Consider the following 22661-nt stretch of genomic DNA (forward strand, 5'->3'; position numbering starts at 1 on the left):
GAGATCGTCACGCCGAACAGCCTGAGCCCTTATCTCGGCCCGAATACCCTGAAGGACGTGGAATATGTCCTTGGATGAGCTGGCCTATCAGGCGCATACACGCGGATTCTTGACCGGCGTCAGCAACCTGCGGCGAAAGGCGCCGATCCGCCGCCTGACGGTTGTCGCGGGCGCACAGATGGGCTAGCTTCCTGTACTAAGGGCAGGGTGGGCATCGACCGGTGTGTCGAGGCAACTCGGTCGTTCGCGGACTGACTCGGAGGCGGCACGTTGCGGAAGTCTGATGTTCCGGTATGTGTCCGTTAAGCGTTAGATCCTTGCAAGCACCAAGCAGAACGGAACTTCCAGCATGGCTGATCGAGCTGTCTACGAAATCGAAGTCAAGCACATTGGCCTCAACAAATATCGCCACATTCGAGGAACGGACCGAGATATTGTCCAGCAAAAGGCCGCAGCTCAAGAGCGTGCTTGGAATGAGATGTGGGAAAAGAAAGTGGAGGCTGAAAAAAACCGCCAGGAGCGAGAGAGCGCAATGCAATCCAAGGAGGAAAAAAGACAATTAGCAATCCAGAAAACCGAGGAGGCAGAAGGGGTTCGCCAAAGTCTTGAAAACACCTTAGCCCGCACGCTGACCGTCAATGACGCAATCGATTGGAGCGCCTTGCTGGATAGAACACCCTTTCCCACGCGCCGACCAGTCGAACCCCAAGCCGCATCCATTCCTCGTGAGCCTCAGCAAGGTGATGAATCATATCAAGTACCTATTGGCCTGATAGGCAAACTTTTGCCGAGTATCCGACGAAAAAAGGAGGAAGAAGCTGAGCGGCTTTTCAGACGCGACCGAAGCTATTGGGAGCAGCAAAAGCGTGATATTGAGCGGGATACCAAACGCAAGGCAGAGGCTTACGCAAAAGCTCTTTCGGCGTGGCGCGCGCTTAGGCGACAGTACGAAGAAAAGCAAAAACTCAGTAACGACAAAGTTTTGGCACAGAGACAGCTTTACCTTGACGGAAGCCCGGACGCCATTTCGGACTACTGCGAAATGGTTCTATCCAACTCCGTTTATCCTGAGTTTTTTCCCCGGGAATGGGATCTCGAATATCTACCTGACACAAGAGTCTTGATATTGGACTATTCGCTGCCCAATATCGACCAGTTGCCGACCCTAAAGTCAGTGAAGTACGTTGCGGCGCGCGATTCCTATTCCGAAACGCATCTTTCCGGCGCCGCAGTCGCCGCTTTATACGATAGCCTTCTCTACCAGATTTCAATAAGAACTATCCACGAACTGTACGAAGCAGACGTTACTGATGCTCTTGCTTCGGTAGTCTTCAATGGATGGGTTAATTCTGTTGAGAAGGCAACAGGGCAGGAAGTCAACGCATGCATTTTATCTCTGCAGGTATCAAAGCCGGAGTTTCTGAAAATCAACCTGGCAGCCGTTGATCCAAAAGCCTGCTTTAAGCAATTGAAGGGAGTCGGCAGCAGTAAGCTTCATGGGCTTTCTCCGGTCGCGCCGATCCTTGCTCTGTCGAAAGAAGATAAGCGATTTGTTTCAGCATATGGTGTAGCGGATGCAATTCTGGAAGAGGATAATCTTGCAGCAATGGACTGGCAGGACTTCGAGAATTTTATTCGAGAGATGTTCGAGAAGGAGTTTGCCAGCTCTGGGGGAGAAGTGAAGATCACGCAAGCAAGTAGAGACGGCGGTGTCGACGCAATAGCCTTTGACCCTGATCCGATAAGAGGGGGCAAGATTGTAATTCAAGCTAAGCGCTACACTAATGTCGTAGGAGTGTCCGCCGTAAGAGACTTGTTTGGTACAACCGTCAACGAGGGAGCAACAAAGGGAATTCTCGTGACCACCGCTAATTTCGGGCCTGACGCATACGAGTTTGCTAAAGGAAAGCCCTTAACCCTTCCCCTTCTGAACGGCGCCAATCTCTTGCACTTATTAGAGAAGCACGGGCACAAGGCTAGAATTGATCTAAAGGAGGCGAAGAAGATCTTGGCTGACAGGATGTAACAAGCGACTCCGCTGCGACCCCATGGCCCCCGGCTAACTCCTTGGGGATTCGGCGCGAAAACACGTGAGCGTTCCCAAATGGGAAGACTACGCGAGCTGCATGCCTTTGCCGTCACGGTCCATCACATGAAGCCAGAAGAAGGCATTGGCGATCGTTAAACCACAGGAACGACTCTGGGGAACGCTGGGATGATTGGCAGTGCAACAGGCAAGGCCCTCCACTTCGATGATCGCCATCTCCACGTCGAGCTGATGGATGGCAGAGTCATTTCCGCGCCGATTCATTGGTACCCCGATCTGCAGACGGCCACACTCCGCCAAGTCGGTAATTACTCTTTCATTTGCCGCGGCACGGGAATCGAATGGCCGGACTTGGATTGCCATCTAAGCATCGAAAGCATGCTTGCCTATTCTGAAGAGCGTCAAGTTGCTTAGGCGCGCTGATTACAAAGGCTTCCGATCAGCGATTCAGAGCCCCGCGGGATACCGAGGAGCCCTTTCGCGGCAGTGGACTTAATTCGTTACTCGCGGCTGCCGAGGAGACCAGCAACGTGTGGCCGGAACTCCGGAACTTCTGATTTCGCGTGTGGGCGTTAGCACCATATTGGCATGTCACGGAATTCAGTGGACAGGATGTTCGCAAGCGCATGGCCTACATACGAGAAATAATTGGGATTGGTCTGGCCGCATCCGCAGAATAACCTATGGGCATCCAGAAACCTCCCCCGTGCGATTGTTGCATGAAGAAGCGGCAATAGGTTTGGAGAATCATTTTTCCAAGCCGCTGCGCCTCTCCGAAAATCCTCGCCTAATCTATCGCATGTCCAGTATGCAACACTTCTCGGTGCTTCCGTCCTTGCGCGGCGCAGTAGTTCAAAGGCAAAAGAGCCAAAAGTGAGAATCATCCGAGGCCGATGATCAGCAATGAGACCACGGAAGAAGTCGATTCTGCTGCTCAGTTTGTCCCAGTCTTCTTGTCGCTTCGGTTTGAAGCCTGGGTCGTCAATTGCGTTGGTCAGAAAAAACGTACCGACGTTTACTCTGCTCTTGCTGCTTGCGAATACCGATTCCTGGATATGGTTTTCGATCGGGGTCCATATGGAATGCCTAGTAGGATGTCGCGGATCCAGTGGCTGATCAAGCTTCTCTCGCCAGCGAACTGGTTGCGAATCCCCGACTAGCCAGATGGTAGACTCGGCAGATCCAAGATCGTTCTTCACTTGCGTCGCTCTCAGCGGTTGACGTGGAAATAAGTAAACGGAGGGCTTAGGGCCAGGTCTCACATCGCACAGGGGGCGGCCGGCGGCTTTCCGGCGTCGCGTGTGAGACCCGGCCCCGTACGATGCTCTGCCAGAATCCGCTTTACCGCGCGCGCTTGTTACGGGGCGACCGTGCCGCCAAGATCGGAAAAGTTGCTGATCTTGACGGTGCCATCCGGGAAGCGCGCTACCACGTCCAACTGACCACCCATCGCCTCGATGTGGCTGCGCAGTGTGGAGATGTACATATCGGTGCGCTTCTCCATCTTGGCGATGGCAGGCTGCTGAACATGCAGCACCTCGGCCAACATCTTTTGAGACAACCCTCGCGCTTGGCGTAGCTCGTTCAGTGGCATCTCAGCGAGCATGGTCTGCGCCTTGGCCTCGATGCGTGCCTGCGACTCCGGCGACATCTGCGCTCGTAACGCCTCAAATTTCTTAGCCATCGATCAACCCTTCCTCTCGAAGTTGTGCCAAGTGTTGGTCGTAGAGTCGGTCGGCGACGGGGACGTTCACGTCATACCAACGGTCATCGCCCCTCTTGTCGCCGCCGATCAGCAATATGGCGCACCGGCGAGGGTCGAATGCATAGAGTACGCGCAATGGCCGCCCATCGTGCTGGACCCTCAACTCGCGCATATGCGTGTGCTTTGAGCCGAAGACCTTGCTGCTGTGCGGGAATCCCAGCGTCGGTCCGCGCACTTCCAGAAGGCGCACGGATGCGGCCACTGACTCTTGCTCCTCTTCGGACAGGGCAGTCCACCAGCCGCCTAGCTCATCGGTGTACTCGACATCCCAAATCATGGCGGGAAATGTATCTCCCGAGGGATATGCCGTCAACGGAATACTGGGCCGCGCGGGCCGTCGGCGGGCTGTGCTGGCCCACGGCGGATCGGCCGCCTCGCGGATGGAGAATCCCGGGGTACCGAAGCGCGTCGGCTGAGAGAACCTCTTCGCCGGCGCGCGCGCCGTCCGACTTTTTTGCGGACTTGGAGCAAAGGTGCGTGGCGTCACAAAGGTGCGTAGGGTTTACCATTACACATGCACATTTGGTCCGGCGGTTTGCCGGCGTTACGTGTGAGATCTGGCCCCATGCGATGGGAAGCGTCGTCACGCGCGACGACATCAGGCGCCAATGAGGCGTTCGGCCGGAATGCCGAGGCCCTTGTGCAGCCTGCGGATCATGGCCAGGCTCAGGCCGCGCTTGCCGGACAGAACCTCATAGACGCGATGTGGGGGGCCGATGTAGGGCCGCATGTCGGCGACGCTGAGGCCCTGTTGCTCCATCGTGAAGCGGATCGCATCGATGGGGTCCGGCGGGAGGATAGGGTGCTGCTTCGCCTCATAGGCCTGGACCAACGTTGCCAGCAAGTCCAAGCGGTCACCGGCCGATGTGCCGGGGAACGGATCATCGCGCATCAGCGCGGTGATTTCGTCAAGGACTGCCTCGTAATCGGTCTCGGTTCGGATCGGCCGAATGTCCACGATGCTCACCTCCACTCGATGTGCTCGGCGTCGACGCGGTCGTACTCCGCGTGCGTGCCAAAGAATTTGATGAGAACGACGCCGGTGTGTACGCGATGGCCGTAATCAGCCGGTAACTGTTGCCCTTGATGCTGAAGACGACGCGACGGTTACCGAGAATGCTCGCATTGCGAAACTGCGCCTTGACACGGGCCGGGGTTTCAGCAGCAACCGCGGCCTCATGCGCTGGCCTTACTGATCGCAACGAAGTCCTCCTCCCGGAAGATCTCGGTGACGAAGCGGACGGCGGCCAGCGCGTCGTCGCGCGTAAGCCGAGGGTACGAATCGAGGATCTGCTCCATCGTCCAGCCGTCGCCCAAGCGGTCCATCACCAACTCCACGGAGATGCGGGTGCCGCGGATGATAGGCTTGCCGACAAGGATGTCGGGGTCTACGGTGATGCGGTCGTGCCAGTCGGCCATGGCATAGCTCGTTGGTGGTCGTGCGGGTAACAGGCTCCAGTCTAGCCAGCCAGCGTGGTATCTACACGTCTTCCCGTCGAAGGGGTTGTGCTGACCCGCTCCGCGTCATGGGCACACCCCCGGCGATATCGATCCGCCACCGGATGAGCCGGCCGGCGAGCATCCATATACCACTAGATTGCTTGACGGCGCCGAATGCTTGCAGATGTGTCAAGTTTCACGACAACACGGCGCTTGCAGGCAAAAGGGCCGAGGGCCAAGGGCCGAGGGAGCCCGCCTCGGCCCTTGGCCCTTGGCCCAATGCGCCGACGAGCGGGCTGCGCAAGACGAGGCGCCGTGCCCTGGTCGGTCTGAGGCTCTGCCTCGCTAGATTAGCGGTGGACGCCTGGTTGCGGAAGTGAGGGGCTAGGGGCTAGGACCGGGAGCGTCGGCGTCTCGCCGGCGACTCCCGCCGGCCACCTCCACCGAGGCGAACCCCCGAGGTCCGTAGGGTCTGCTCCGCGGACCACCCTGACGCTGGTCGGAGTGATGGTTAAGGCCAACATATTGGTGCCTACAACATGCCTTTACAGAATCGAGTTACCCCTTGGGGCGCGCTCGTCGCCGTGCCGGAACGCGGGCTCTTCATGGGCAATCGGGGCTGCCTTCATGATCAACAGCGTCACGTCGTCCGAGCCTGGGCACGTCTTCCGTGGGTCACTTGTCTGCTCGACTTCAAGGGTCGTCGACGCGAGCTGATGGCGCCAGGGAATTACACGGAGCTATTCTTTCTTGACGAGGCCACTGCATTGGCTGCCGGACATCGTCCGTGCGCGACGTGCAGGCGCGAGGCCTACGGCACCTTCAAGGAGCTATGGACCGCTGCGAATCCGCAGTTGGCAGGCCGAACCGATGGGTCGATCAATGCCATTGACCGACAGTTGCACGCCGAGCGTGTCGATGCCAATGGCCGAAAGCGGACGTGGTCTGCGGTGCTCGGAGGCCTGCCGGACGGAGTCGTCGTTGCGTTGGCACAGGACGCTGAGCCCTTACTGGTCAGACGCGGGTATCTGCATCCCTGGCTGCCCGGCGGCTATGGCAGCCCAGTCAACGCGGACCCTCAGACCAGAGTGCTCGTGCTGACGCCGCTGTCCTTAACCCGCATGCTCGCCCACGGCTACGTCCCCCAATTGCACCCCAGCATTGAGGGCGGTAGACTCCGCATGGCTGCCAATGAGCTTGATTAAAAAACGACGCAGTTGAACGCGATGGCCCTAATTAGCTCGTACCTGTTGCGTCTCTTTGTCGTCATATTGATCTCCTGTGCCTTGGCCGGATGCAACGATACGGTTACGACCAGGTTTGCTGACTTTCAGCAGGCGCAGAGTGCCGGCGCCTTCGAGCGTGGCTGGTTGCCCCCTATCTTGCCGCCCAGCACAACAGATATTGTCGAGAAGAATGATCTTGATCTCAACCTTGGCGAAGGCTCATTCAGTTTTTCTCCCGCCGATTGGGATTATTTTATCGCCAATGGCGCAGAGGTGATCAACATCAATCCAGAAAGCGGAAGCTCGCAAAGACAAAAACAAAATGAAGGGTTCGAATTCCTGACCTACGCAAGAGAGTCGACATCATGGCTCATTGCCGTGCATCCAGAAGGAAGAGGTGCGTACTGGGTCGAGCAAACGAAATAATGCCAACCAGAAAATCGCAAGCAGATCGGGGACAGCGCGGCTTGCCACGTCTCGTGACACCGCTCCAGCGGTGTCACGCATCTTCGGGCGCTCCCGCGCCCACGCCGGCCGTGGCAGCAATGCCGTGCAGAAGTCGCCGGGTCAGACCCGCCAATAGCGCGGATCCCTGATCGACTCGGCACAGGCCAGCTTACCGGCGGCGCTGGCCAGGGCGTCCGGCGCGAGCGCGTGCACGACCCACGCATCCCGATGCTCGTCCTGGATCGGGTGGGGCGCCTGCAAGCCGCGCGGCATGGCCGGCTCGAAGCCGAAGCGGCCGTAGTAGGCCGGGTCGCCGAAGGTAAACACCAGCGGCACGCCGGCGTCCGTAAGGCGCTGCAACCCGGCCCGCACCAGCCGGCTGCCGATGCCTTGGGCGTGCCGCTCGGGCGTGACGGCCAGGGGCGCGAGTAGGCTGGCCGTGGCCGGTGCGCCGGCGCCTTCGAGGCGCGCATGGCTGAGGATCACCATGCCGACGAGCTGCCCGCCGTCGCGTGCCGCGAGGGCGTGCCGGGGCTCGGCGCTGGGGTCGCTCATCAGCGCGTCGGTCAGCACCACGATCTCCGGTCCTTCGGCAGGGCCGAAGGCGGCGAGCAAGAGCGGGGCGAGGGCCGGGGCGTCTTCGGGCTGAAGGTCGTCGATGGCGATCACGGCTGCTCCGGGTCGGTGGGGCGGGTTACTTCCGCTCGATGACGCGCGTCGTCACGGTGCCGCCGCAGGCCGCAAAGCACTCGCGGAAGCTCTGGTCACAGACGCTCGTGGACAGGCTCGTGCAGTAGGGCGGCATCACGCAATGCTTCGAGCCGCTGTCGCGACAGGCCTGGTAGTTCTGCTGCATCAGCGCGTAGTTGTTCTGGCATTGCTGCTCCGCGTTCTGCTGCATCTGCCGGCAAAGTGCGGCGCTCGATTGGCACTGCACCGTGCAGACGCGGCCCTCCGGCGTCTCCGGCGGCGTCAGGTCGTAGACGATTTGCGGGCCGCAGGCGGTGAGCCCCAGCAGCAGCCCGAGCAGGCCCGAAGCGAGCGGCGCCCAAGTCCAACGACCATCCTGAACAGCATGCATCGAACGGGTCCTTAGAGCACCTAGGGAGGCAAAGCCTCAGACCGACGAGTCGCGCTCATCGCTATCGGGATCGGGATCGGGATCGGGATCGGTTGGCATTCCATTCGATTTCGATTTCGATATCGATCCCGACGCGCCTCGCCAGTCCGACGCCCAGTCGGAGCTTGACTCATCTGCACGCATGCGGCGCCGCCAAGCAAGCTAGGGAGGCAGAGCCTCAGACCATCCAGGGCACGGAGCACTTTCTTGCGCTCCCCGGTCGTCGGCGCAGGTGAACAAAGGGCCAAGGGCCGAGGAGGGCTCCCTTGGCCCTTGGCCCTCGGCCCTCGGCCCTTTTGCCTGCAAGCGCGCCGCGTCGCCGCGAAACTTGACTCATCGGCAAGCATTCGGCGCCGCCAAGCAAGCTAGTACGCCAACAGCTCGGCGATGTTCGCGTAGGCGTACTGGCTGCGCACCGGATAATGCACGCCGATGCTGGAGGTGATGTTCACGTTGGAGCGGCGCTCGAAGACCATGACGATGTCCGAGCCGCCGAACAGGAAGGTCGAGATCATGTCGCCCTTCTTGATGGTCCGCCCGACCAGCTTTGCGGCGAGCATGTCGTTGATCTTCTGCACCTGCTGGTCGTAGTCGAGGTGTTGCTTGTCCGCCTCGGAGAGCTGGATCAGCGCCTCGGTGCCGGGTTCCACGAACACCACCGATGACACCTGCGCCATGCCCATGGGCAGCACGGCGATCTTGCCGACGGCCGTCTCCAGCACCATGAGCCCGCGGCACTGCACAAACTGGTAGCCGGTGTTGTCGGCGGCGTCGAGGTAGCGGGGCGGGATGAGGGCGTTGGCCAGCGCGCTGCTCTCGCTCTGGCGCTGCTCCTGGTCCAGGAGCTTGAGATCGACCTCCAGGTAGACCTGGCCCGGAATGAACTTCGCCTCCAGGATGCGGCCGGAGGCGGGTGCGTGCTGGCGGTGGTAGTCGTAGACGTTCAAAAAGCTATGGGCAAGGATGCCGCCCTCGAAGTCGGCGGCATAGCGCGAGTCGCTGAGCAACTCCGGGATCGGCCACTCCACATGCTTGACCGTGATGGACGCGGGGGCCGGCATCGGCTCGCCCTCGGGCACGGGGGTGCCGATGGCCCACTGGCCGACGAAGGTGGACTCGGCCGGGTAGGCGATCACGCGCGGGTCGTCCGGCTGCGCCACCGGGCGCTGGCGGTCGATGTCTCTGAAGGTCCGCGAGAACCAATGATTGAAGGTCGCGTAGGGCCAGCCGGCATAGTCCTGCCACGCGTACTCCGGGCCGAACTTATAGCTTGCCAGGCGCGTGGCGGACTCGGGCGTGTCGAGATACGCGCCCCAGGACACGGCGCAGTCGCGCAGCCAGCGCGACACCAGTGTCAGCTCGGCGCCGCTCACGGGGTCGACGGGGCTCTGCAGCGCCTCCAGCGTGGGCTGGTTGAAGTAGTAGTAGAACTGCGTGATGCGCAGGTAGTCGGTGCGCTCGTGGTAGACATCGCCTTCCCATTCCCACAGCCGCAGCTCCGGCGTCCAGGTCACCAGCGCGTCCACGTAGAAGTAGAACTGAAACAGCGTCTGGATGCGCGCAAGCTCCGGCACATGCTGCGCGCTGACGGCAGTAATGGCGCGCTGAAAGGCCTCCGCATAGCCGTTGTCGTCGATGAGCTGCTTAAGCTGTTGCGTGATGGGCTGCTTGGGCGCGTAGGTCTGGTCCGGACCCGGGAGGTCATGCAGAAAGGGCGGCGACGCCGAGAGCGCGGCCGACGCGAGCGGCGACGGGGCGTCCTGCTGTTGGAGCGCAACGCTCTGTCGGACGGAGGCGAGCCTGCTGCGCAGGCGCCCGCCGCTCGGTCTCCCAAGCTTGGTCATGTCGTCGTGTCCTCTGCGTCGGTCATTGCGGATCGGGTGCTGCGTCGTCGCCGGCGTCGGGCCCCGCGGCAAGCTCGTCGAGCGCGAGCCGAATCTGCTCGATGGCGAAGTCGGACGCCTCGCGCAGCGACTTCGCGGCGCCGCGGGCCGTCGCCGCGGCAAAGGCGTCCTCGCCGAGCGCCGCGCGCGTGCGCGCCACCGCGTGCGGCAGCTCGGGGACGACGCCGGAGGCGTCGATGCGATGGGCGAAGGTGCCGTTCAGCGTGGCGCTGGCCTCGTAGCGGCCGAGCTTCGCGAGCAGTACCACCAGGCTCGCGCGCCACGCGGACACGGAGGCGATGTCCGTTGCCTCGCCGAACGAGGCCAACATGCGCTCGAAGCCCCGCAGCGCCGCCATGGGCTCGCCGGTGCGGGCATGCAGAGCCGCCACGCGCGGGGCGATGAGGGCCTCCATGAAGCGCGTGCCGGCCTGGCGGGCGACCGCGATGGCGTGCTCGTAAGCGGCCAGGGCAGCGGTGGGGTCCGTGGCCTCCAGCGCGGCGCCCTTGGCGCCGTGGGCGACGGCGATGGACATGGGCACGCCCGCGGCATCGACCTTGGGCACGGCCGCGTCCGCAAGCCGCGCGGCCTGCTCGGCGAATCCGGCGGTCGCCAGGATGTACAGGTAGAAGGCCAGCATGAAGCGGTCGCGACGGTCGGTGGGGTGCTCGGCGCCGGCGCGCAGCAGATCGAGTGCGCCCTGCACATCGCCGTCGAAGAGGGCAACGAAGGCGAGATCGCCGTAGGCCCAGATGAAGGGATCGAAGGCCGGGTCATCGCGCAGCGCGAGGGCCTCCTCGCCAAAGCGCCGGGCCTCGTCGAAGCGCCCGAAGGCCCAGGCGCTGCTCGCGCACCAGGTGAGCAGGACGGCCAGGCGCGGATGGCGTACCTGCCTGGCCTGCGCGACGATCTGCTCGGCCCAGTGCGCGGCCTCCTCGCGCAGCCGGAAGCGCCCCATGTCGCCCACATCCGAGGCGATGCGGGCGGCGCTGTCGATGTCGCCGTTCTCGCAGCACCAGCGGAAGGCGTCGCGCAGGTTATTGATTTCGAGGTCGAGCCACGCGTAGGCCTCGCCCTCCCGCGGGCTGCGCCAGAGGTCGAAGTACAGGTCCGACTGCCGGGCGAAGAAGGCGGCATGCCGCCGCCGGAGGGCGCCGAGCTCGCCGGCCGCCTCAAGCTTGCCCAGGCAGAAGCCGCGGATGGTCTCGAGCATCGCGAAACGCACGTCGCCGTGCCGACGCTCCACGTGCAGCAGCGACTTGTTGACAAGCGCACTCAGCAGGTCGCAGACATCAATGGCATCCACATCCGCATCGGCGCAGACCTCTTCGGCGGCCTCGAGGCTGAAGCCGCCCGCGAACAGCGCCGCCCGGGTCACGACCGCCTGTTCCGCGGGGGTGAGAAAGTCGAACGACCACTGCACCGCGTTGCGCAGCGTCTGGTGGCGCTCGTTGGGCGTGCCGCGCGCACCGCCGGTCAAGAGCCGAAAGCGATGGCTGATGCGCTCTAGGATCTGCGCCGGGCTCATGGCGCGCACCCGCGCCGCGGCCAGCTCGATGGCGAGCGGAATGCCGTCGAGCGCCTGGCAGAGCCGGGCCACCACATCGCCCTGCTCGCCGAGCACGAAATCGGGTGCAACGGCCCGCGCGCGCTCGGCAAAGAGCTGCACCGCCGGCGCCGTGTCGCCGTCGAAGGCGAGCGGGGCGATGGGCCAGACCTGCTCGCCGACGATGCGCAGCAGCTCGCGCGAGGTCGCCAACACCGTCACCCGCGGGCAGGCGCCGAGGATCGCGTGCGCGACGGCGGCGGCGGCGCGGGTCACGTGCTCGCAGTTGTCGAGCACGATGAGCAGGCGTCGGGCGCGCAGCGCATCGACCACGGACTCGGTGACGGACTTGCCGGCCTGGCCCGCCACGCCGAAGACGCCGGCGACCGCGGGCGCCACCGCCTCGGCGTCGGTGACCGCGGCGAGGTCAACGAACCAGGCGCCGTCCGGGTAGCCGGCGGCGGCGCGCGCTGCCGTCTCGATGGCGAGTCGCGTCTTGCCGAGGCCGCCCATGCCGAGCAGGGTCACCAGGCGGGCCTTGCGCAGCAGATCCGTCAGCTCAGCGACGGCGCCTTCGCGGCCGAGGATGCTGGTGGACTGGAGCGGGAGATTGCCGGGCGGGGCGGGTGCCGTCGCCGGGATGTCGCGCGCCGGGATGTCGCTGACGATGCCCTCGTCGTGCACCAGCAGCACATGCATGGGGCGGGCGAAGCCCTTCAGCGCCCGCTCGCCCAGGTCGCGGAAGCGCCCGGCATAGGTGGAGCCGATCGTGGCCGGTATCAGGTGCGAGACGGCAACGCCGCCGGGCGGTGCGATGCTCTGCAGGCGCGCGGCGACGTTCACGCCGTCGCCGTATACCGTTCCGTCGGACTTGAGGATGATGTCGCCTAAGTGCACGCCGATGCGGAACAGGAGCCGGCGCTCCGCGGGCTCGACGGCGGCTTGCTCAAGCACCAACTGTTGCACGCCGACGGCCGCCTCGACGGCCGGGGTGGCGGCGCCGAACACGGCCAGCACGGAGTCGCCCGCCATGTCGATGACGCGGCCGCCGCGCGCCTCGATCTCGCGACGGAATAGCGCCCGCGCGCGCTCCAGGGCGGCGATGGTGGCCAGCTCATCCGCCGCCATAAGCCGAGTGTAGCCGGCGGCGTCCGCGGCCAGGATGGCGCAGAGGTCCTTTGTGAGCCCGTCCTGTGCGTTGTCCGGATCCCCATTGTCGGTGTGGTGGTTGGCTGCCACTTGTCTCCCGGACGCGGGATCAGGAGGTTGTTGACGAAAAGGGATTATGACCGCCATGGCGTGTGGATTATTGCCGACTATTGCGTGGCGGAAACAGTTGACCTCATGGCTCGCGGCGTGAGAATACCTGACTCGCGCTCTGAGTCATCGACTTTCTGTCCATGATTCCCCGTCACGCGTCGGGCCGTGTCCGGTCTCCGGCCGCGATTTTGGGCGGGGCTCGGCGGCGCTGCCCCGATGGGCGAAGCCCGACCCTGCCGATCAACACCACCGACGGAGATCCGCATGCGCGCTGCTGCTGGCACGGCCTACGCCATTCATCCTGCCCTGGGCATCGCCCGCCTTGGCAACCTGACGCCCGACCTGTCGGACCCCGAGACCTTTTACTTCGGCGCCGAGGCCCCGTGCGAGGTGCCCAACGCGGGCAAGCCGTATAAGCGTGGCGGCAGGATTAAGAAGCAGGCGCAGCGGTTTCGAATCTACGAGTACCGCGACGGCGTCGCCGTGCGCGAAATCACGCTGGCGTGCGCGGATGTCGCGGCCATCGACTGGACCGTCCATGTCGCGAATCGCAAGGCGGCGCTCGACACCGCCGCTGCGCCCGGGTCCGTGGCGCGGCCCGCGGCGATCCCGCCCGCGCCCTGGGGGCTCGACGCGTCACCGCCCGACGGCGCCGACCCGAGCTACTGGCCCGCGACCACCCGCAATGCGGATACCGCGGCGCGCGACGGGCTCTGCATCGACCCCGGCCCGCGCAGCGTCGGCGCCGCGGTGCCGGCGGCGGAGCTCGACGGCAGCATCGGCTTTTGCGGCGTCCGCAAGGGTGTCGTGCTCGGGTCGCTGCGGGTGGAGCCGGCGAGCGGGCGGCTCCTGGTGTTTGCCGGCGACGGCACCTCCGAGGGGCTCGACCGGCACGGGCACTTCTCGCCGCTGCCCAAGCTCACGGACTGGGGTAACAACAACGCCTGGTACGACAACACCGCCGACGGCTGGGTGACGGCGCGCATTCGGTTTGCGGACGGCACCGCGGTGACGCTGGATCAGCCCGCGGAGCGCGCCTGGGTCATCTGTGCGGCGCCGCGCTACAGCCCCGCGATGGACTGGATCACGACGCTGCTGGATGTGGCGGTCGATGTGGTCGGCGCGCCGCTGCCGCCGCGGCCCTCGTTCGCGCGCGATATCTACCCGGTGCTGCGCGTCGCCTCGCTGTTGCCGTGGGTGAGCGTCAGGGCCGCGGCCGGCCATGGCAACGGCGGACCCGGCGACTACCTGTCGGCCGCGGAGCTGAAGCTCTTGATGGACACCGACCCCGCGCCGAGCTCGGATGCCTACAAGCTCCGCGACAACGTCTTCCAGCGCCTCCGCGATCCCAACCGGCAGCCCATCGACCGGGCGAGCGTCCAGTACTTCATGCCGGAGGTCTCGGGCGACATCACCCGCGATGCCGACGCCGACTACGACATCGCCGTGCTCACGCGCCGGCAGTACGCGACGTTCAAGCAATGGCGCGACGGCGACTTCTGCGCGGACGGCGTGCCGTCCTACGTGCCGCTGGAACAGCTCGACATCGCCCGGCAGCCCGCCGCGCTGGATCAGGCGGCGGTGGCGGGCACGGCCGGGACGCCGTTCTATCCGGGCATCGAGTCCTGGCGCATCCTGCGCGCACCGGCCCTGTACGCGGACGCGCCGCTGCGCTTTGCCGCCTCCACGCGGCCCGGCGATCTCACCATCGGCAACGCGCTGCCGTGGCAGGCGGACTTTCTGGACTGCAACGACGCCTGGTGGCCGGTGCAGCGGCCCAATCAGGTCACCCGCGACGGCACGCCGCTCGCGCCATGGGTGCCCGAGGCCTGGCGCGCCGGCGCCGACGACGCCGACTACAACGCCATGGTGCGCCATTGGTGGCAGCTCGGCTTCGTCGTGGCCGTGGACAACGGCGCCCGCTATGTCGAGGTCGAAGGCGATCTCGGCACGGACGGCGACGCATGAGCCTGCGCGCGCTGGTCGTCGGTGCCGGCCCCGCCGGGCTCGCCGCGGCGGCTCGGCTCGCCACAGACTGCGACAGCGTCACGGTGGTCGACGCGGCGCCGCGCGAGCGCCGCTGCCGGGTCGGCGAGCACCTGCCGCCGGCCGGCCTGACGGCGCTGGCGGCGCTCGGTCTCGCCGCGCTCATCGACGACCCGCGCCACGAGCCGAGCCCCGGGGTGCGCTCCGCCTGGGGCGACGGCGGCGTCACTGACAAAGAGTATTTCTCGGGCCTGCCGGGCTACGGGCTCAACCTGCGCCGGGAGGTCTTCGATGCGGCGCTGGCGCGGCACGCCGAGGGCTGCGGCGCGTCGCTGCTGTTCGCCACGCGGCTCGACGGGCTTGCGCGCGCGGGCACCGGCTGCGCCGCGTCCCTGCGCTCGGCCGAGGGCCGGTGGAGCTTGCCGGTGGACTTGGTCGTGGATGCGAGCGGTCGCCAGGCGAGCGCGGCGCGGCGGCTCGGCGCCAAGCGCCGGCGGCTGGACCGGATGGTCGCCATCATCGGCAAGGTCGAGGGCTGCGCGCCCGTCGGCGAGACGGGCCGCGTGCACGTCGAGTCCGTCGCGGACGGCTGGTGGTACGCGGTGCCGTTCTCCAACGGCGCCGTGATTGCGGCGCTCTGCACCGATGCGGCCTGCGTGCAGCGCCACGCCGGCGGCGCGCAAGCGCTGTGGCGGGCGCGGCTCGCGGCGAGCCGGCTGCTCGCCCCGCTGGTGCAGGGCGGTGAGGAGCCGCGGCGCGTGCAGGTCGTCGACGCCGCGGGGCAGTGGCTCGACTACGCGCCGGGGCCGGGCCTGCTCGCGGTGGGGGATGCGGCGGCGGCCTACGACCCGCTGTTGTCCTGGGGCATCACGAAGGCCCTGTGCGACGGCCATGCTGGCGCCGAGGCCCTGCTCCGCGCCCGCCAAGGCGATCAGGATGCGCTGCGGGCGCATCGGCACGCGCAGCTCCAGGCGTTCCGCGCGCATCGCTCCCGGCGACGCGCTTTCTATGCGGCGGAGTCGCGCTGGCCCGCGGCGCCGTTCTGGCGATCCAACCGGCCGGGCACACCGGCCGCGGCAGGAGGTTTGCGATGATGCGGTGGCTCTGGCTCTTCCCGGCGTGCTTGCTGGCGGCCGCGGCGCACGGCGATGCGGGTCTGCCCATGCCGGGCGCCACCGGCGCGGGCGCGTCCGCGATCGTCTGTGCTCGCGACGACGCACCCGCGGCCGATACACCGGCGAGCAGCGCGCAGCCCCAGACCAAGACCGAGACCCAGCTCGATGCCGAGTTCAAGCAATTCACCGACGAGGTGCGTGCCGCGCTCGGGGTCTTCGCGGACATCGAGGTCTTTGAGCGCGACGGCAAGACCTGGCGGCTCGCAGCGCCAAAGGATGTGCTGCGCGCCTTCGTGCCGGTGACGGTCAACGGCAAGACCCCGGCGCACTACGCGAAGGACATGCGCTCCGACCGGCCGATGATGCTGCCGACGCACGTCGAGGGCTTCGACGGCGGCGACGGGCAGTCGACGCCGTACTCCGTGGTGGGGCGCATGCCCGGCAGCAACCCCGAGGTGCAGTGGACCTTTGCCGTGCGCCAATACTGGATCAAGTCGCCCACCGACGACGACTTTCCGACTTCGCCGGACATGGCCGTCATCGGCCATCATCCGCGCACCGGCGCCAGCGTCTACCTCCAGTTCTACGACCCTGAGCACCCGAAGGACAGTCGCGTCCTGGTGTCGCCGTTCAGCGCCGGCGGGCGCGAGTTTTATTCCCCTCTCGACACCATCGCCGGCGCGTTCAAGTGCCAGCGCTGTCATGCCGCGGGTCCGTTCATCCACACCGCCTGGGTCAACCAGGTACGCATCAGCGACGCGCCCGATGCCGAGGCCATGGTGCCGTCGGCCCCGCTGGGCCCGTTCTATTTCTTGAGCGCCGAGCCGGGCCAGCTCTTTGCCGACTGGAACGACGCGCTGGTGACGAGCGCCGGCGGCGGGCACCTGAGCCCGTCCACCGACAACGCCTGCACCCAATGCCACCGCGTGGCGCCGGACCTGCTCGGGCTCAACCAAAACGCGTCGCGCTATGCCGGCCTTGCGCCGGAGCAGCGCAACTGCTGGTCAGTGGATTCCGACGTAAACCAGACGCCGGACTACCGAGAGCTGCACTGGATGCCGCCCCTCGCCGCGCCCTATGTCGACTTCTACGCCGGGCAGGCGGCCTTCGCTCCGAACTGGGAGCAGGCCTTCGGCGCGTCCGCCGCAGAGGTCAACCGGCTCATGCTCACCGACGCCACCTGGCGCGCGGCCATCGCGCGCGGCGAGGTCGCGGACGTGCCGAGGCCGCCTAAGCAGCACCAGACCATCGTCGTGGACCGGCCGGAGCAAGACGACGTACCGCCGGGCCATGCGCTGTGGATCCTGGACAGCCGCATGCGCGCCAACACCGACGGCGAGCTGCACCAGTGGCGCTTCTTCGCCAAGCCCGGCGCCGACAGCATCACCGCCGCGCCGGTGGTCTATCGCAGGGTGCCCGGGGACGGCAGCCGCATCGAGTACGACGTGCGCTTCGTCGGCGCCCCGCAGCCCGCGGCGGGCGGCGACACCTGGCTGCCGATCCAGCCGGACGACGCCGGCTTCCGCCTCCGCCAGGGCGACTACTTGGGCGTCGTCTTCACCAACACGGGCGCCGCACCGGGCCCGGCGCCCATCCCGCACAGCAAAGACGACTGGGCAAGGCTCTCGCGCAACGGCGTCACCTGGTATCGCGAAGGCTCCGTCACCTACCGGCTGCTGAGCGAGGCCGAGCCGAACGCGGGCCAGCGGCTGCGCTTCGACGACATGGACTTCATCACCTACTCCTTCGAGCTGCGGAACCGGCTCTACGAGGGAGACACCGATTGATTGGACATCCTGCCCAAGAATCGGACGGAGCCGGAAGACGTGGTCTCCCGGCTCCTCCATGTTCAGTGCCTTAACGGCACTGACAATGGCCGGGCATCCCACCCCGCGGAAAACGCCAAATACTTCGGCGTTTCCCTAGGCGACCACCACCGGGATCTTGCCGATCCGCGAGCGCCACTCGGCCGGGCCGGTCTCGTGCACCGAGCTGCCGCGGCTGTCCACGGCGACGGTGACGGGCATGTCCTCAATGTCCAGCTCGCGGATGGCTTCCATGCCGAGATCCTCGAAGGCGACGAGGCGCGAGGCCTTGATGGCCTTGGCGACCAAATAGGCGGCGCCGCCGACGGCCATGAGGTACACGGCGCCATGGCGCTTGATGGCTGCCACCGCGGCCGGTCCGCGCTCGGCCTTGCCGATCATGCCGATGAGGCCGGTTTGCCCCAGCAGTTGATCCGTGAACTTGTCCATGCGCGTCGCCGTGGTGGGGCCGGCGGGGCCGACGACCTCATCGCGCACCGGGTCCACGGGGCCGACGTAGTAGATGAAGCGGTTGGTGAGGTCGACGCCCTCCGGCAGCGGCGCGCCGCGGTCGAGGAGATCCTTGATGCGCTTGTGCGCGGCGTCGCGGCCGGTGAGCAGCTTGCCGGACAGCAGCAGCCGCTCGCCGGGCTGCCAGGCCGCGATGTCCTCGCGGGTAAGGCCGTTCAGGCGGATGCGGCGGGCGCCGACGGTGGGGTCGTAGTCCAGCGCCGGCCAGTCGGCGAGCTTCGGTGGCGTCAGCACGGCGGGGCCGGAGCCGTCCAGCGTGAAATGGATGTGCCGGGTCGCGGCGCAGTTCGGGATGATGGCCACCGGCAAGGACGCGGCGTGGGTCGGGAAGGCCTTGATCTTCACGTCCAGCACCGTCGTGAGCCCGCCCAAGCCCTGCGCGCCGATGCCGAGCGCGTTGACCTGCTCGTAGAGCGCGAGGCGCAGCTCGTCAATGGCGTCGGCGGGTCCGCGGGCCTTGAGCTCGTGCAGGTCGATGTCCTCCATCAGCGCCTCCTTGGCCAGCAGCATGGCCTTCTCGGCGGAGCCGCCGATGCCGATGCCGAGCATGCCGGGCGGGCACCAGCCGGCGCCCAGGGTCGGCACGGTCTTGAGCACCCAGTCCTGGATGCTGTCGCTCGGGTTCAGCACGGCGAAGCGCGCCTTGTTCTCGGAGCCGCCGCCCTTGGCCGCGATGCGCACGTCCAGGGTGTGGCCGGGCACCAGCTCCACGTGCACGATGGCCGGCGTGTTGTCACCGGTGTTCTGCCGCGCACCCATGGGCGGGTCCACCATGGACGCGCGCAGCACGTTGTCCGGATGGGTGTAGGCACGGCGCACGCCCGCGTCGACCATCTGCTGCAAGCTCATGTCCGCGTCCCAGCGGACGTCCATGCCGACCTTGAAGAATGCCACCACCATGCCCGTGTCCTGGCAGATGGGCCGATGGCCCTCGGCGCACATGCGCGAGTTGACCAGGATCTGCGCCATCGCGTCCTTTGCGGCGGGGGATTCCTCGGCCGCGTAGGCGCGGGCGAGGGCGCGGATGTAGTCCGGCGGGTGGTAGTAGCTGATGTACTGCAGCGCGTCGGCGACGCTCTGGATCAGGTCTTGCTGGCGGATGGTGCTCGCGGCGGTGGTCATCGCTGCTTACCCGAGGCTCGGCGAATCGAAACCCGGAGTATAGAGGCGTTGAGGGGTAGGGCCGAGGGCCGAGGGCTGAGGATCGAGGTGGGCTCCCTCGGCCCTCGGCCCTCGGCCCTTCGCGCAGCAGCCGCGGCTACTCGGCGGGGGTCTCGGTCTCGGTGGCTTGGTCGGCGGCTTGGTCGGCGGCTTCCGGCGCCGGCGCCTTCTGCTTCGGCGGCTCGATCAGGCCCTCGGCCAGCAGCACGGCGGCCTTGTCGTCACCGTTGATCCACTTCTTGGACTTGAGGTTCTGCACCGCGTGGCGGCCGGAGCGCTTCTTGTAGATGCGGTGGGTCTCGGTTTTCTTGACTTGTTCCATCGGTCGTCGGTCTCGTTACTCGGGTGTCTGGGTGGATTGACGGGCGTGTTGTCCCGGGGTTGTGCTCGGTGCGGCCTGCGTGGCGATGCAGATCGGTGCGGCGCGGACGGCTCGGCGACTCGACGATGGAAAACAGCGTCGGCACCGGGCGCGGCTCAGCGGTCCCTGTCGTCCCCGATCCGGTCCCAGCGGCGGTCTTCATCTTCTTCGAGGTACTTGGGCGGGTCGTCCACGCGCTCCACGTCCACCTCGAACTTCGCAATCAGCGCGGCGATGGCGCCGATGGCCGCGATGACCGGGGCGAGCAGCGTCAGCGCGCCGCCGGCGATCACGCCCGCCGTCAGCGGCACCTCAATGAGTGCCTCACCGCTCGGGCGGCGAATGATCAGCCGACGCACGTTGCCGTCGGCGATGAGCTTCTTGACGAACTCCACAAGCTCGTTGCCCGCGACGCTGAATCGCTCGGTAATTGTGTTCTTGCGCTTGGACATGTTGTCGGACCTCGGCACGGCGACCTGCGACCCGCGGAAAGCGGGCAACTATACCCGACGCCGGCCAGCCGCGGCGACAGCGGCGTGATGACCCGGGCACTCAGTGCGCATCTGCGCAAAATGCCCTGAGCCGCGCGCCGCCCGCGGGCGCCTCCTCGCCGGACGGCAGCGGTGCGGTGGGCCGGCGGAGCCATTCGGCGATGTCGTGGCGCACCCGCGCGCCCTGGCGGTCCCGCGGCAGCATGTGCCAGCCGTGCGCGTACAGCACGATGCGCAGCCCCGGCGCATCCGCCGGCAGTCGCTTGAGCATGCGGCAGAAGGCGGCGGGCGGGATGATGCGGTCGCGCTCGCCGTAGAGCACCAGCACCGGGCCATCGAGCCGTTCGACGCCGACGGCGGCCCGGTCCATCAGGTTGGTCACGCCCCACAGCGCATCCACGCGTGCGCCCTTCAGCACCAGCGGGTCCGCGCCCATGGTCCGGAGCATGTCGAGGTTGTCGGACGGGTAGATGGGCACGCCCTCGCCGGTGAGCACCTTGCCCGGCGCCACTCGCACGGACAGCGCCAGCGCCGCCCGCTGGTACCAGGGCATGCTGTCGCGGCTCCAGACCGCCGGGCCGATGAGCACGAGCCCGTCCACCGGCAGCGGCGCATCGGCGAGCGCCGCGAGGATGACGGCACCGCCCATGCTCTCGCCGATTAGCACCAGCCGCGCGCGCGGGTGCCGATCGCGCAGCGCCGCGGTCAGCGCCCGCAGGTCCGCCATGAGCCGCGCGCTGCCGTGCCAGCGCCCGGCGAGCAGCCCGGAGCCAAAGCCGCGCTGGTCCACCGCGTAGACGCGATGGCCGTCGGCGGCGAGCCGCTCCGCGAGGGGGCGAAAGGCGCCGGCGTAGTCGTTGAAGCCGTGTAGCCCGAGCACGACCGTGTCCGCCTCCGCCGGCCCCCAGGCGCGCAGCGGCAGGCGAAAGCCGTCCGGCATCCGCGCCTGATCGGCGGCGATGAGCTTGGGCGCAAGCACCGGCGGACCGCCGGGTGCAAGCCGCGGCGTCGCGCAGCCGCCGACGACGGCGGCGAGCAGCACCGGCAGCAGCGCCGGCAGCAGCGCGCGCAGCCGCCGCCGGGGCGACGGCGCCGATGCGGCAGCTTGCGCGAGTCGCGTCATGGCGCCGCCGGCCGCCAGTCCAGAAATGCCGCCAGCGCTTGCTGATACCGTGGCTGCGAGTCCAGAAAGCCCTCGTTGTGGCCGCCCACCAGCTCCACGAAGCGCTTCGGCGCCGTCGCCGCGGCGAGCAGCGCCTCACCCTGCGCGAAGGGCACGACGCCGTCGTCGCGGCTGTGCAGGATCAGCACCGGGCAGTGCACCTGCGCCAGCGCGTCCACGGACATGAAGCGATAGCGCAGCGGCACGAACAGCGCGAGCAGCGGATGATGCAGCCGCGCCATGGCCTCCAGGTCCGTGAAGCTGGATTCGACGATGAGCGCACCGGGCTGCACCCGTGCGGCGAGCGCCGTCGCCACCGCGCCGCCCAGCGAGCGGCCGAACAGCACGATGTCCGCCGGTGCCGCGCCGCGCTCCTCGACCAGCCAGCGCCATGCGGCGTCCGCGTCCAGATTGAGGCCGGCCTCCGTTGGTCGCCCCTGGCTCAGCCCATAGCCGCGGTAGTCGATGATGAGCACGTCGAGCCCGAGCGCCGCGAAGATCGCGAGCGTCGCGCCGCGATGCGACACATTGCCGGCGTTGCCGTGGAGAAACAGGAGCGTATGCGGGGGCGCGCGGCGCCGCTCGGCCGGCAGGAACCAGCCGTGCAAGCGCACGCCATCGTCCGCGGTGAGCCAGACGTCTTCGTAGGCCAGCCCCCAGTCCGACGGCACGCCGATGAGCTCCGTGAAAGGGCGGAACAGGAGCTTCGGTTGCATGAACCACACCAGCAGGCCGAGCAGCACGAGCCCCGCGGCGAGCGCCGCCAGCATCCCGAGCAGGCTGCTCAGCACCTGCCGTCCCGATCCTGTCGCCATCGCGTCATTGCCCTGCTGCGTGGGTCAGCGGCGCCGGCGTGTGCCCGCGTCCCGGTCGGGCTCCGCGCCGCCGGGCACGCCGTCGAGGTAGCACCAGCCCTCGCCACTGCGTCGGAAGCGGCTCACCTCGTGCAGCCGCTCGGCTCGGCCGTGCTGCTTGTAGCGCGCGATAAACTCGACAACGCCCTCGGTGTCGCTCGCGCCGCCGCCTTCGGTGCGCAGGATGCGCAGATCCAGCCAGCGGATGCTGGCGTCGAGGGCAGCGTCAGCGGCCGCATCGCCGCCGGCTGCCTGGCTCTGCGGGCAGCGGCTGCGGGCGAGATAGGCCGCGTCGCCCAGGACGTGCGCGCTGTAGCGCGAGCGCATCAGCGCCTCCGCGCTCGGTGCCGGCGCGCCGGCGAGCACGGGAGCGCAGCAGGCGGCGAGCCGGCGGCCGCTGCCGCAGGGGCAGGGCGCCAGGCTCGGGTTCGGGTCGCGGGGGTCGGGCTTGGCCATCGTGG

Annotated in this window: 23 protein-coding genes; 8 read left to right on the plus strand and 15 right to left on the minus strand. The window is 66.8% G+C overall.

Annotated elements, in window-relative coordinates:
- Positions 1-64 precede the first annotated feature (64 nt).
- The 3 genes from ML01_RS31130 to ML01_RS31525 all read left to right on the plus strand — a co-directional run bounded on the left by ML01_RS31130 (position 65) and on the right by ML01_RS31525 (position 2461).
- Positions 65-187 carry a hypothetical protein gene (locus tag ML01_RS31130; RefSeq protein ID WP_256363668.1) on the plus strand — a complete coding sequence of 41 codons (123 nt, stop codon included), beginning with the start codon at positions 65-67 and terminating at the stop codon, positions 185-187.
- Positions 188-349: 162 nt separating this feature from the next.
- Positions 350-2026, plus strand: a complete 1677-nt coding sequence (locus tag ML01_RS23735) for a restriction endonuclease (protein WP_058557867.1) — start codon at positions 350-352, stop codon at positions 2024-2026.
- 252 nt (positions 2027-2278) lie between these two features.
- Positions 2279-2461, plus strand: coding sequence for a DUF2442 domain-containing protein (locus ML01_RS31525; protein WP_371258243.1), 183 nt, complete (start codon positions 2279-2281; stop codon positions 2459-2461).
- 943 nt (positions 2462-3404) lie between these two features.
- Here ML01_RS31525 and ML01_RS23745 read toward each other — a convergent pair.
- The 5 genes from ML01_RS23745 to ML01_RS23760 form a co-directional block, all read right to left on the minus strand.
- Complete coding sequence (locus ML01_RS23745; protein WP_058557869.1) at positions 3405-3731, minus strand: XRE family transcriptional regulator; 327 nt, start codon at positions 3729-3731, stop codon at positions 3405-3407.
- The gene (locus ML01_RS23750; protein WP_058557870.1) at positions 3724-4089 is read right to left on the minus strand and encodes a type II toxin-antitoxin system RelE/ParE family toxin; all 366 of its coding nucleotides are present in this window, start codon (positions 4087-4089) and stop codon (positions 3724-3726) included. The genes ML01_RS23745 and ML01_RS23750 overlap by 8 nt, the downstream gene beginning before the upstream one ends.
- A gap of 321 nt (positions 4090-4410) precedes the next feature.
- Positions 4411-4770: a type II toxin-antitoxin system HigA family antitoxin gene (locus ML01_RS23755; RefSeq protein ID WP_058557890.1), complete on the minus strand. Its 360-nt coding sequence runs from the start codon at positions 4768-4770 to the stop codon at positions 4411-4413.
- On the minus strand, positions 4721-5014 hold the full coding sequence (locus ML01_RS31530) for a type II toxin-antitoxin system HigB family toxin (protein WP_216819260.1): 294 nt from the start codon (positions 5012-5014) through the stop codon (positions 4721-4723). Before ML01_RS31530 ends, ML01_RS23755 begins: the two co-directional genes overlap by 50 nt.
- On the minus strand, positions 4989-5231 hold the full coding sequence (locus tag ML01_RS23760) for a DUF433 domain-containing protein (RefSeq protein WP_058557871.1): 243 nt from the start codon (positions 5229-5231) through the stop codon (positions 4989-4991). Before ML01_RS23760 ends, ML01_RS31530 begins: the two co-directional genes overlap by 26 nt.
- Before the next feature lie 560 nt (positions 5232-5791).
- On the opposite strand from ML01_RS23760, the gene ML01_RS23765 reads away from it, so the two are divergent.
- Positions 5792-6457 carry a hypothetical protein gene (locus tag ML01_RS23765; protein WP_058557872.1) on the plus strand — a complete coding sequence of 222 codons (666 nt, stop codon included), beginning with the start codon at positions 5792-5794 and terminating at the stop codon, positions 6455-6457.
- A gap of 12 nt (positions 6458-6469) precedes the next feature.
- Positions 6470-6904: a hypothetical protein gene (locus tag ML01_RS27940; protein WP_216819261.1), complete on the plus strand. Its 435-nt coding sequence runs from the start codon at positions 6470-6472 to the stop codon at positions 6902-6904.
- Between the two features lie 141 nt (positions 6905-7045).
- On the opposite strand, the gene ML01_RS23770 is transcribed toward ML01_RS27940, so the two are convergent.
- From ML01_RS23770 to ML01_RS23785, 4 genes are all read right to left on the minus strand, one after another.
- Positions 7046-7594, minus strand: coding sequence for a GNAT family N-acetyltransferase (locus ML01_RS23770; RefSeq protein WP_058557873.1), 549 nt, complete (start codon positions 7592-7594; stop codon positions 7046-7048).
- Between the two features lie 25 nt (positions 7595-7619).
- The gene (locus ML01_RS23775) at positions 7620-8006 is read right to left on the minus strand and encodes a hypothetical protein (RefSeq protein WP_058557874.1); all 387 of its coding nucleotides are present in this window, start codon (positions 8004-8006) and stop codon (positions 7620-7622) included.
- 404 nt (positions 8007-8410) lie between these two features.
- A complete protein-coding gene (locus tag ML01_RS23780) occupies positions 8411-9889 on the minus strand; it encodes a phosphatidylserine decarboxylase (protein ID WP_058557875.1) in 1479 nt (492 codons plus the stop codon).
- A 22-nt stretch (positions 9890-9911) separates the two neighbouring features.
- Positions 9912-12713 (minus strand): adenylate/guanylate cyclase domain-containing protein, encoded by a 2802-nt coding sequence (locus tag ML01_RS23785; protein WP_058557876.1) that lies wholly within the window; start codon positions 12711-12713, stop codon positions 9912-9914.
- A 285-nt stretch (positions 12714-12998) separates the two neighbouring features.
- Between ML01_RS23785 and ML01_RS29790 the strand changes: the two genes are divergently transcribed.
- The 3 genes from ML01_RS29790 to ML01_RS23800 are packed head-to-tail and all read left to right on the plus strand — an operon-like array spanning position 12999 to position 17622.
- Positions 12999-14702 carry a LodA/GoxA family CTQ-dependent oxidase gene (locus tag ML01_RS29790; RefSeq protein ID WP_058557877.1) on the plus strand — a complete coding sequence of 568 codons (1704 nt, stop codon included), beginning with the start codon at positions 12999-13001 and terminating at the stop codon, positions 14700-14702.
- The gene (locus ML01_RS23795) at positions 14699-15814 is read left to right on the plus strand and encodes an FAD-dependent monooxygenase (RefSeq protein ID WP_058557878.1); all 1116 of its coding nucleotides are present in this window, start codon (positions 14699-14701) and stop codon (positions 15812-15814) included. The genes ML01_RS29790 and ML01_RS23795 overlap by 4 nt, the downstream gene beginning before the upstream one ends.
- Complete coding sequence (locus ML01_RS23800; RefSeq protein WP_058557879.1) at positions 15811-17622, plus strand: hypothetical protein; 1812 nt, start codon at positions 15811-15813, stop codon at positions 17620-17622. The genes ML01_RS23795 and ML01_RS23800 overlap by 4 nt, the downstream gene beginning before the upstream one ends.
- 135 nt (positions 17623-17757) lie before the next feature.
- Here ML01_RS23800 and ML01_RS23805 read toward each other — a convergent pair whose 3' ends face one another.
- From ML01_RS23805 to ML01_RS23830, 6 genes are all read right to left on the minus strand, one after another.
- The gene (locus ML01_RS23805) at positions 17758-19293 is read right to left on the minus strand and encodes a fumarate hydratase (protein WP_058557880.1); all 1536 of its coding nucleotides are present in this window, start codon (positions 19291-19293) and stop codon (positions 17758-17760) included.
- Positions 19294-19429: 136 nt separating this feature from the next.
- Positions 19430-19654 carry a hypothetical protein gene (locus ML01_RS23810; RefSeq protein ID WP_058557881.1) on the minus strand — a complete coding sequence of 75 codons (225 nt, stop codon included), beginning with the start codon at positions 19652-19654 and terminating at the stop codon, positions 19430-19432.
- Between the two features lie 155 nt (positions 19655-19809).
- On the minus strand, positions 19810-20145 hold the full coding sequence (locus ML01_RS23815) for a DUF4342 domain-containing protein (protein ID WP_058557882.1): 336 nt from the start codon (positions 20143-20145) through the stop codon (positions 19810-19812).
- A gap of 100 nt (positions 20146-20245) precedes the next feature.
- On the minus strand, positions 20246-21307 hold the full coding sequence (locus ML01_RS23820; protein ID WP_082674607.1) for an alpha/beta hydrolase: 1062 nt from the start codon (positions 21305-21307) through the stop codon (positions 20246-20248).
- On the minus strand, positions 21304-22161 hold the full coding sequence (locus ML01_RS23825) for an alpha/beta hydrolase (protein WP_082674608.1): 858 nt from the start codon (positions 22159-22161) through the stop codon (positions 21304-21306). The genes ML01_RS23820 and ML01_RS23825 overlap by 4 nt, the downstream gene beginning before the upstream one ends.
- Before the next feature lie 24 nt (positions 22162-22185).
- Positions 22186-22656 carry a YchJ family protein gene (locus tag ML01_RS23830; RefSeq protein ID WP_058557883.1) on the minus strand — a complete coding sequence of 157 codons (471 nt, stop codon included), beginning with the start codon at positions 22654-22656 and terminating at the stop codon, positions 22186-22188.
- Positions 22657-22661 lie beyond the last annotated feature (5 nt).

Origin of the sequence: Thiohalocapsa sp. ML1, from assembly GCF_001469165.1 — a bacterium.
Classification (GTDB): domain Bacteria; phylum Pseudomonadota; class Gammaproteobacteria; order Chromatiales; family Chromatiaceae; genus Thiohalocapsa.

Coding starts and splice junctions, on each gene's coding strand:
- ML01_RS31130 (WP_256363668.1), top strand. CDS start 65: ATGTCCTTGGATGAGCTGGCCTATCAGGCGCATACACGCGGATTCTTG.
- ML01_RS23735 (WP_058557867.1), top strand. CDS start 350: ATGGCTGATCGAGCTGTCTACGAAATCGAAGTCAAGCACATTGGCCTC.
- ML01_RS31525 (WP_371258243.1), top strand. CDS start 2,279: ATGGATGGCAGAGTCATTTCCGCGCCGATTCATTGGTACCCCGATCTG.
- ML01_RS23745 (WP_058557869.1), bottom strand. CDS start 3,731: ATGGCTAAGAAATTTGAGGCGTTACGAGCGCAGATGTCGCCGGAGTCG.
- ML01_RS23750 (WP_058557870.1), bottom strand. CDS start 4,089: ATGATTTGGGATGTCGAGTACACCGATGAGCTAGGCGGCTGGTGGACT.
- ML01_RS23760 (WP_058557871.1), bottom strand. CDS start 5,231: ATGGCCGACTGGCACGACCGCATCACCGTAGACCCCGACATCCTTGTC.
- ML01_RS23765 (WP_058557872.1), top strand. CDS start 5,792: ATGCCTTTACAGAATCGAGTTACCCCTTGGGGCGCGCTCGTCGCCGTG.
- ML01_RS23775 (WP_058557874.1), bottom strand. CDS start 8,006: ATGCATGCTGTTCAGGATGGTCGTTGGACTTGGGCGCCGCTCGCTTCG.
- ML01_RS23780 (WP_058557875.1), bottom strand. CDS start 9,889: ATGACCAAGCTTGGGAGACCGAGCGGCGGGCGCCTGCGCAGCAGGCTC.
- ML01_RS29790 (WP_058557877.1), top strand. CDS start 12,999: ATGCGCGCTGCTGCTGGCACGGCCTACGCCATTCATCCTGCCCTGGGC.
- ML01_RS23795 (WP_058557878.1), top strand. CDS start 14,699: ATGAGCCTGCGCGCGCTGGTCGTCGGTGCCGGCCCCGCCGGGCTCGCC.
- ML01_RS23800 (WP_058557879.1), top strand. CDS start 15,811: ATGATGCGGTGGCTCTGGCTCTTCCCGGCGTGCTTGCTGGCGGCCGCG.
- ML01_RS23805 (WP_058557880.1), bottom strand. CDS start 19,293: ATGACCACCGCCGCGAGCACCATCCGCCAGCAAGACCTGATCCAGAGC.
- ML01_RS23810 (WP_058557881.1), bottom strand. CDS start 19,654: ATGGAACAAGTCAAGAAAACCGAGACCCACCGCATCTACAAGAAGCGC.
- ML01_RS23815 (WP_058557882.1), bottom strand. CDS start 20,145: ATGTCCAAGCGCAAGAACACAATTACCGAGCGATTCAGCGTCGCGGGC.
- ML01_RS23820 (WP_082674607.1), bottom strand. CDS start 21,307: ATGACGCGACTCGCGCAAGCTGCCGCATCGGCGCCGTCGCCCCGGCGG.
- ML01_RS23825 (WP_082674608.1), bottom strand. CDS start 22,161: ATGGCGACAGGATCGGGACGGCAGGTGCTGAGCAGCCTGCTCGGGATG.
- ML01_RS23830 (WP_058557883.1), bottom strand. CDS start 22,656: ATGGCCAAGCCCGACCCCCGCGACCCGAACCCGAGCCTGGCGCCCTGC.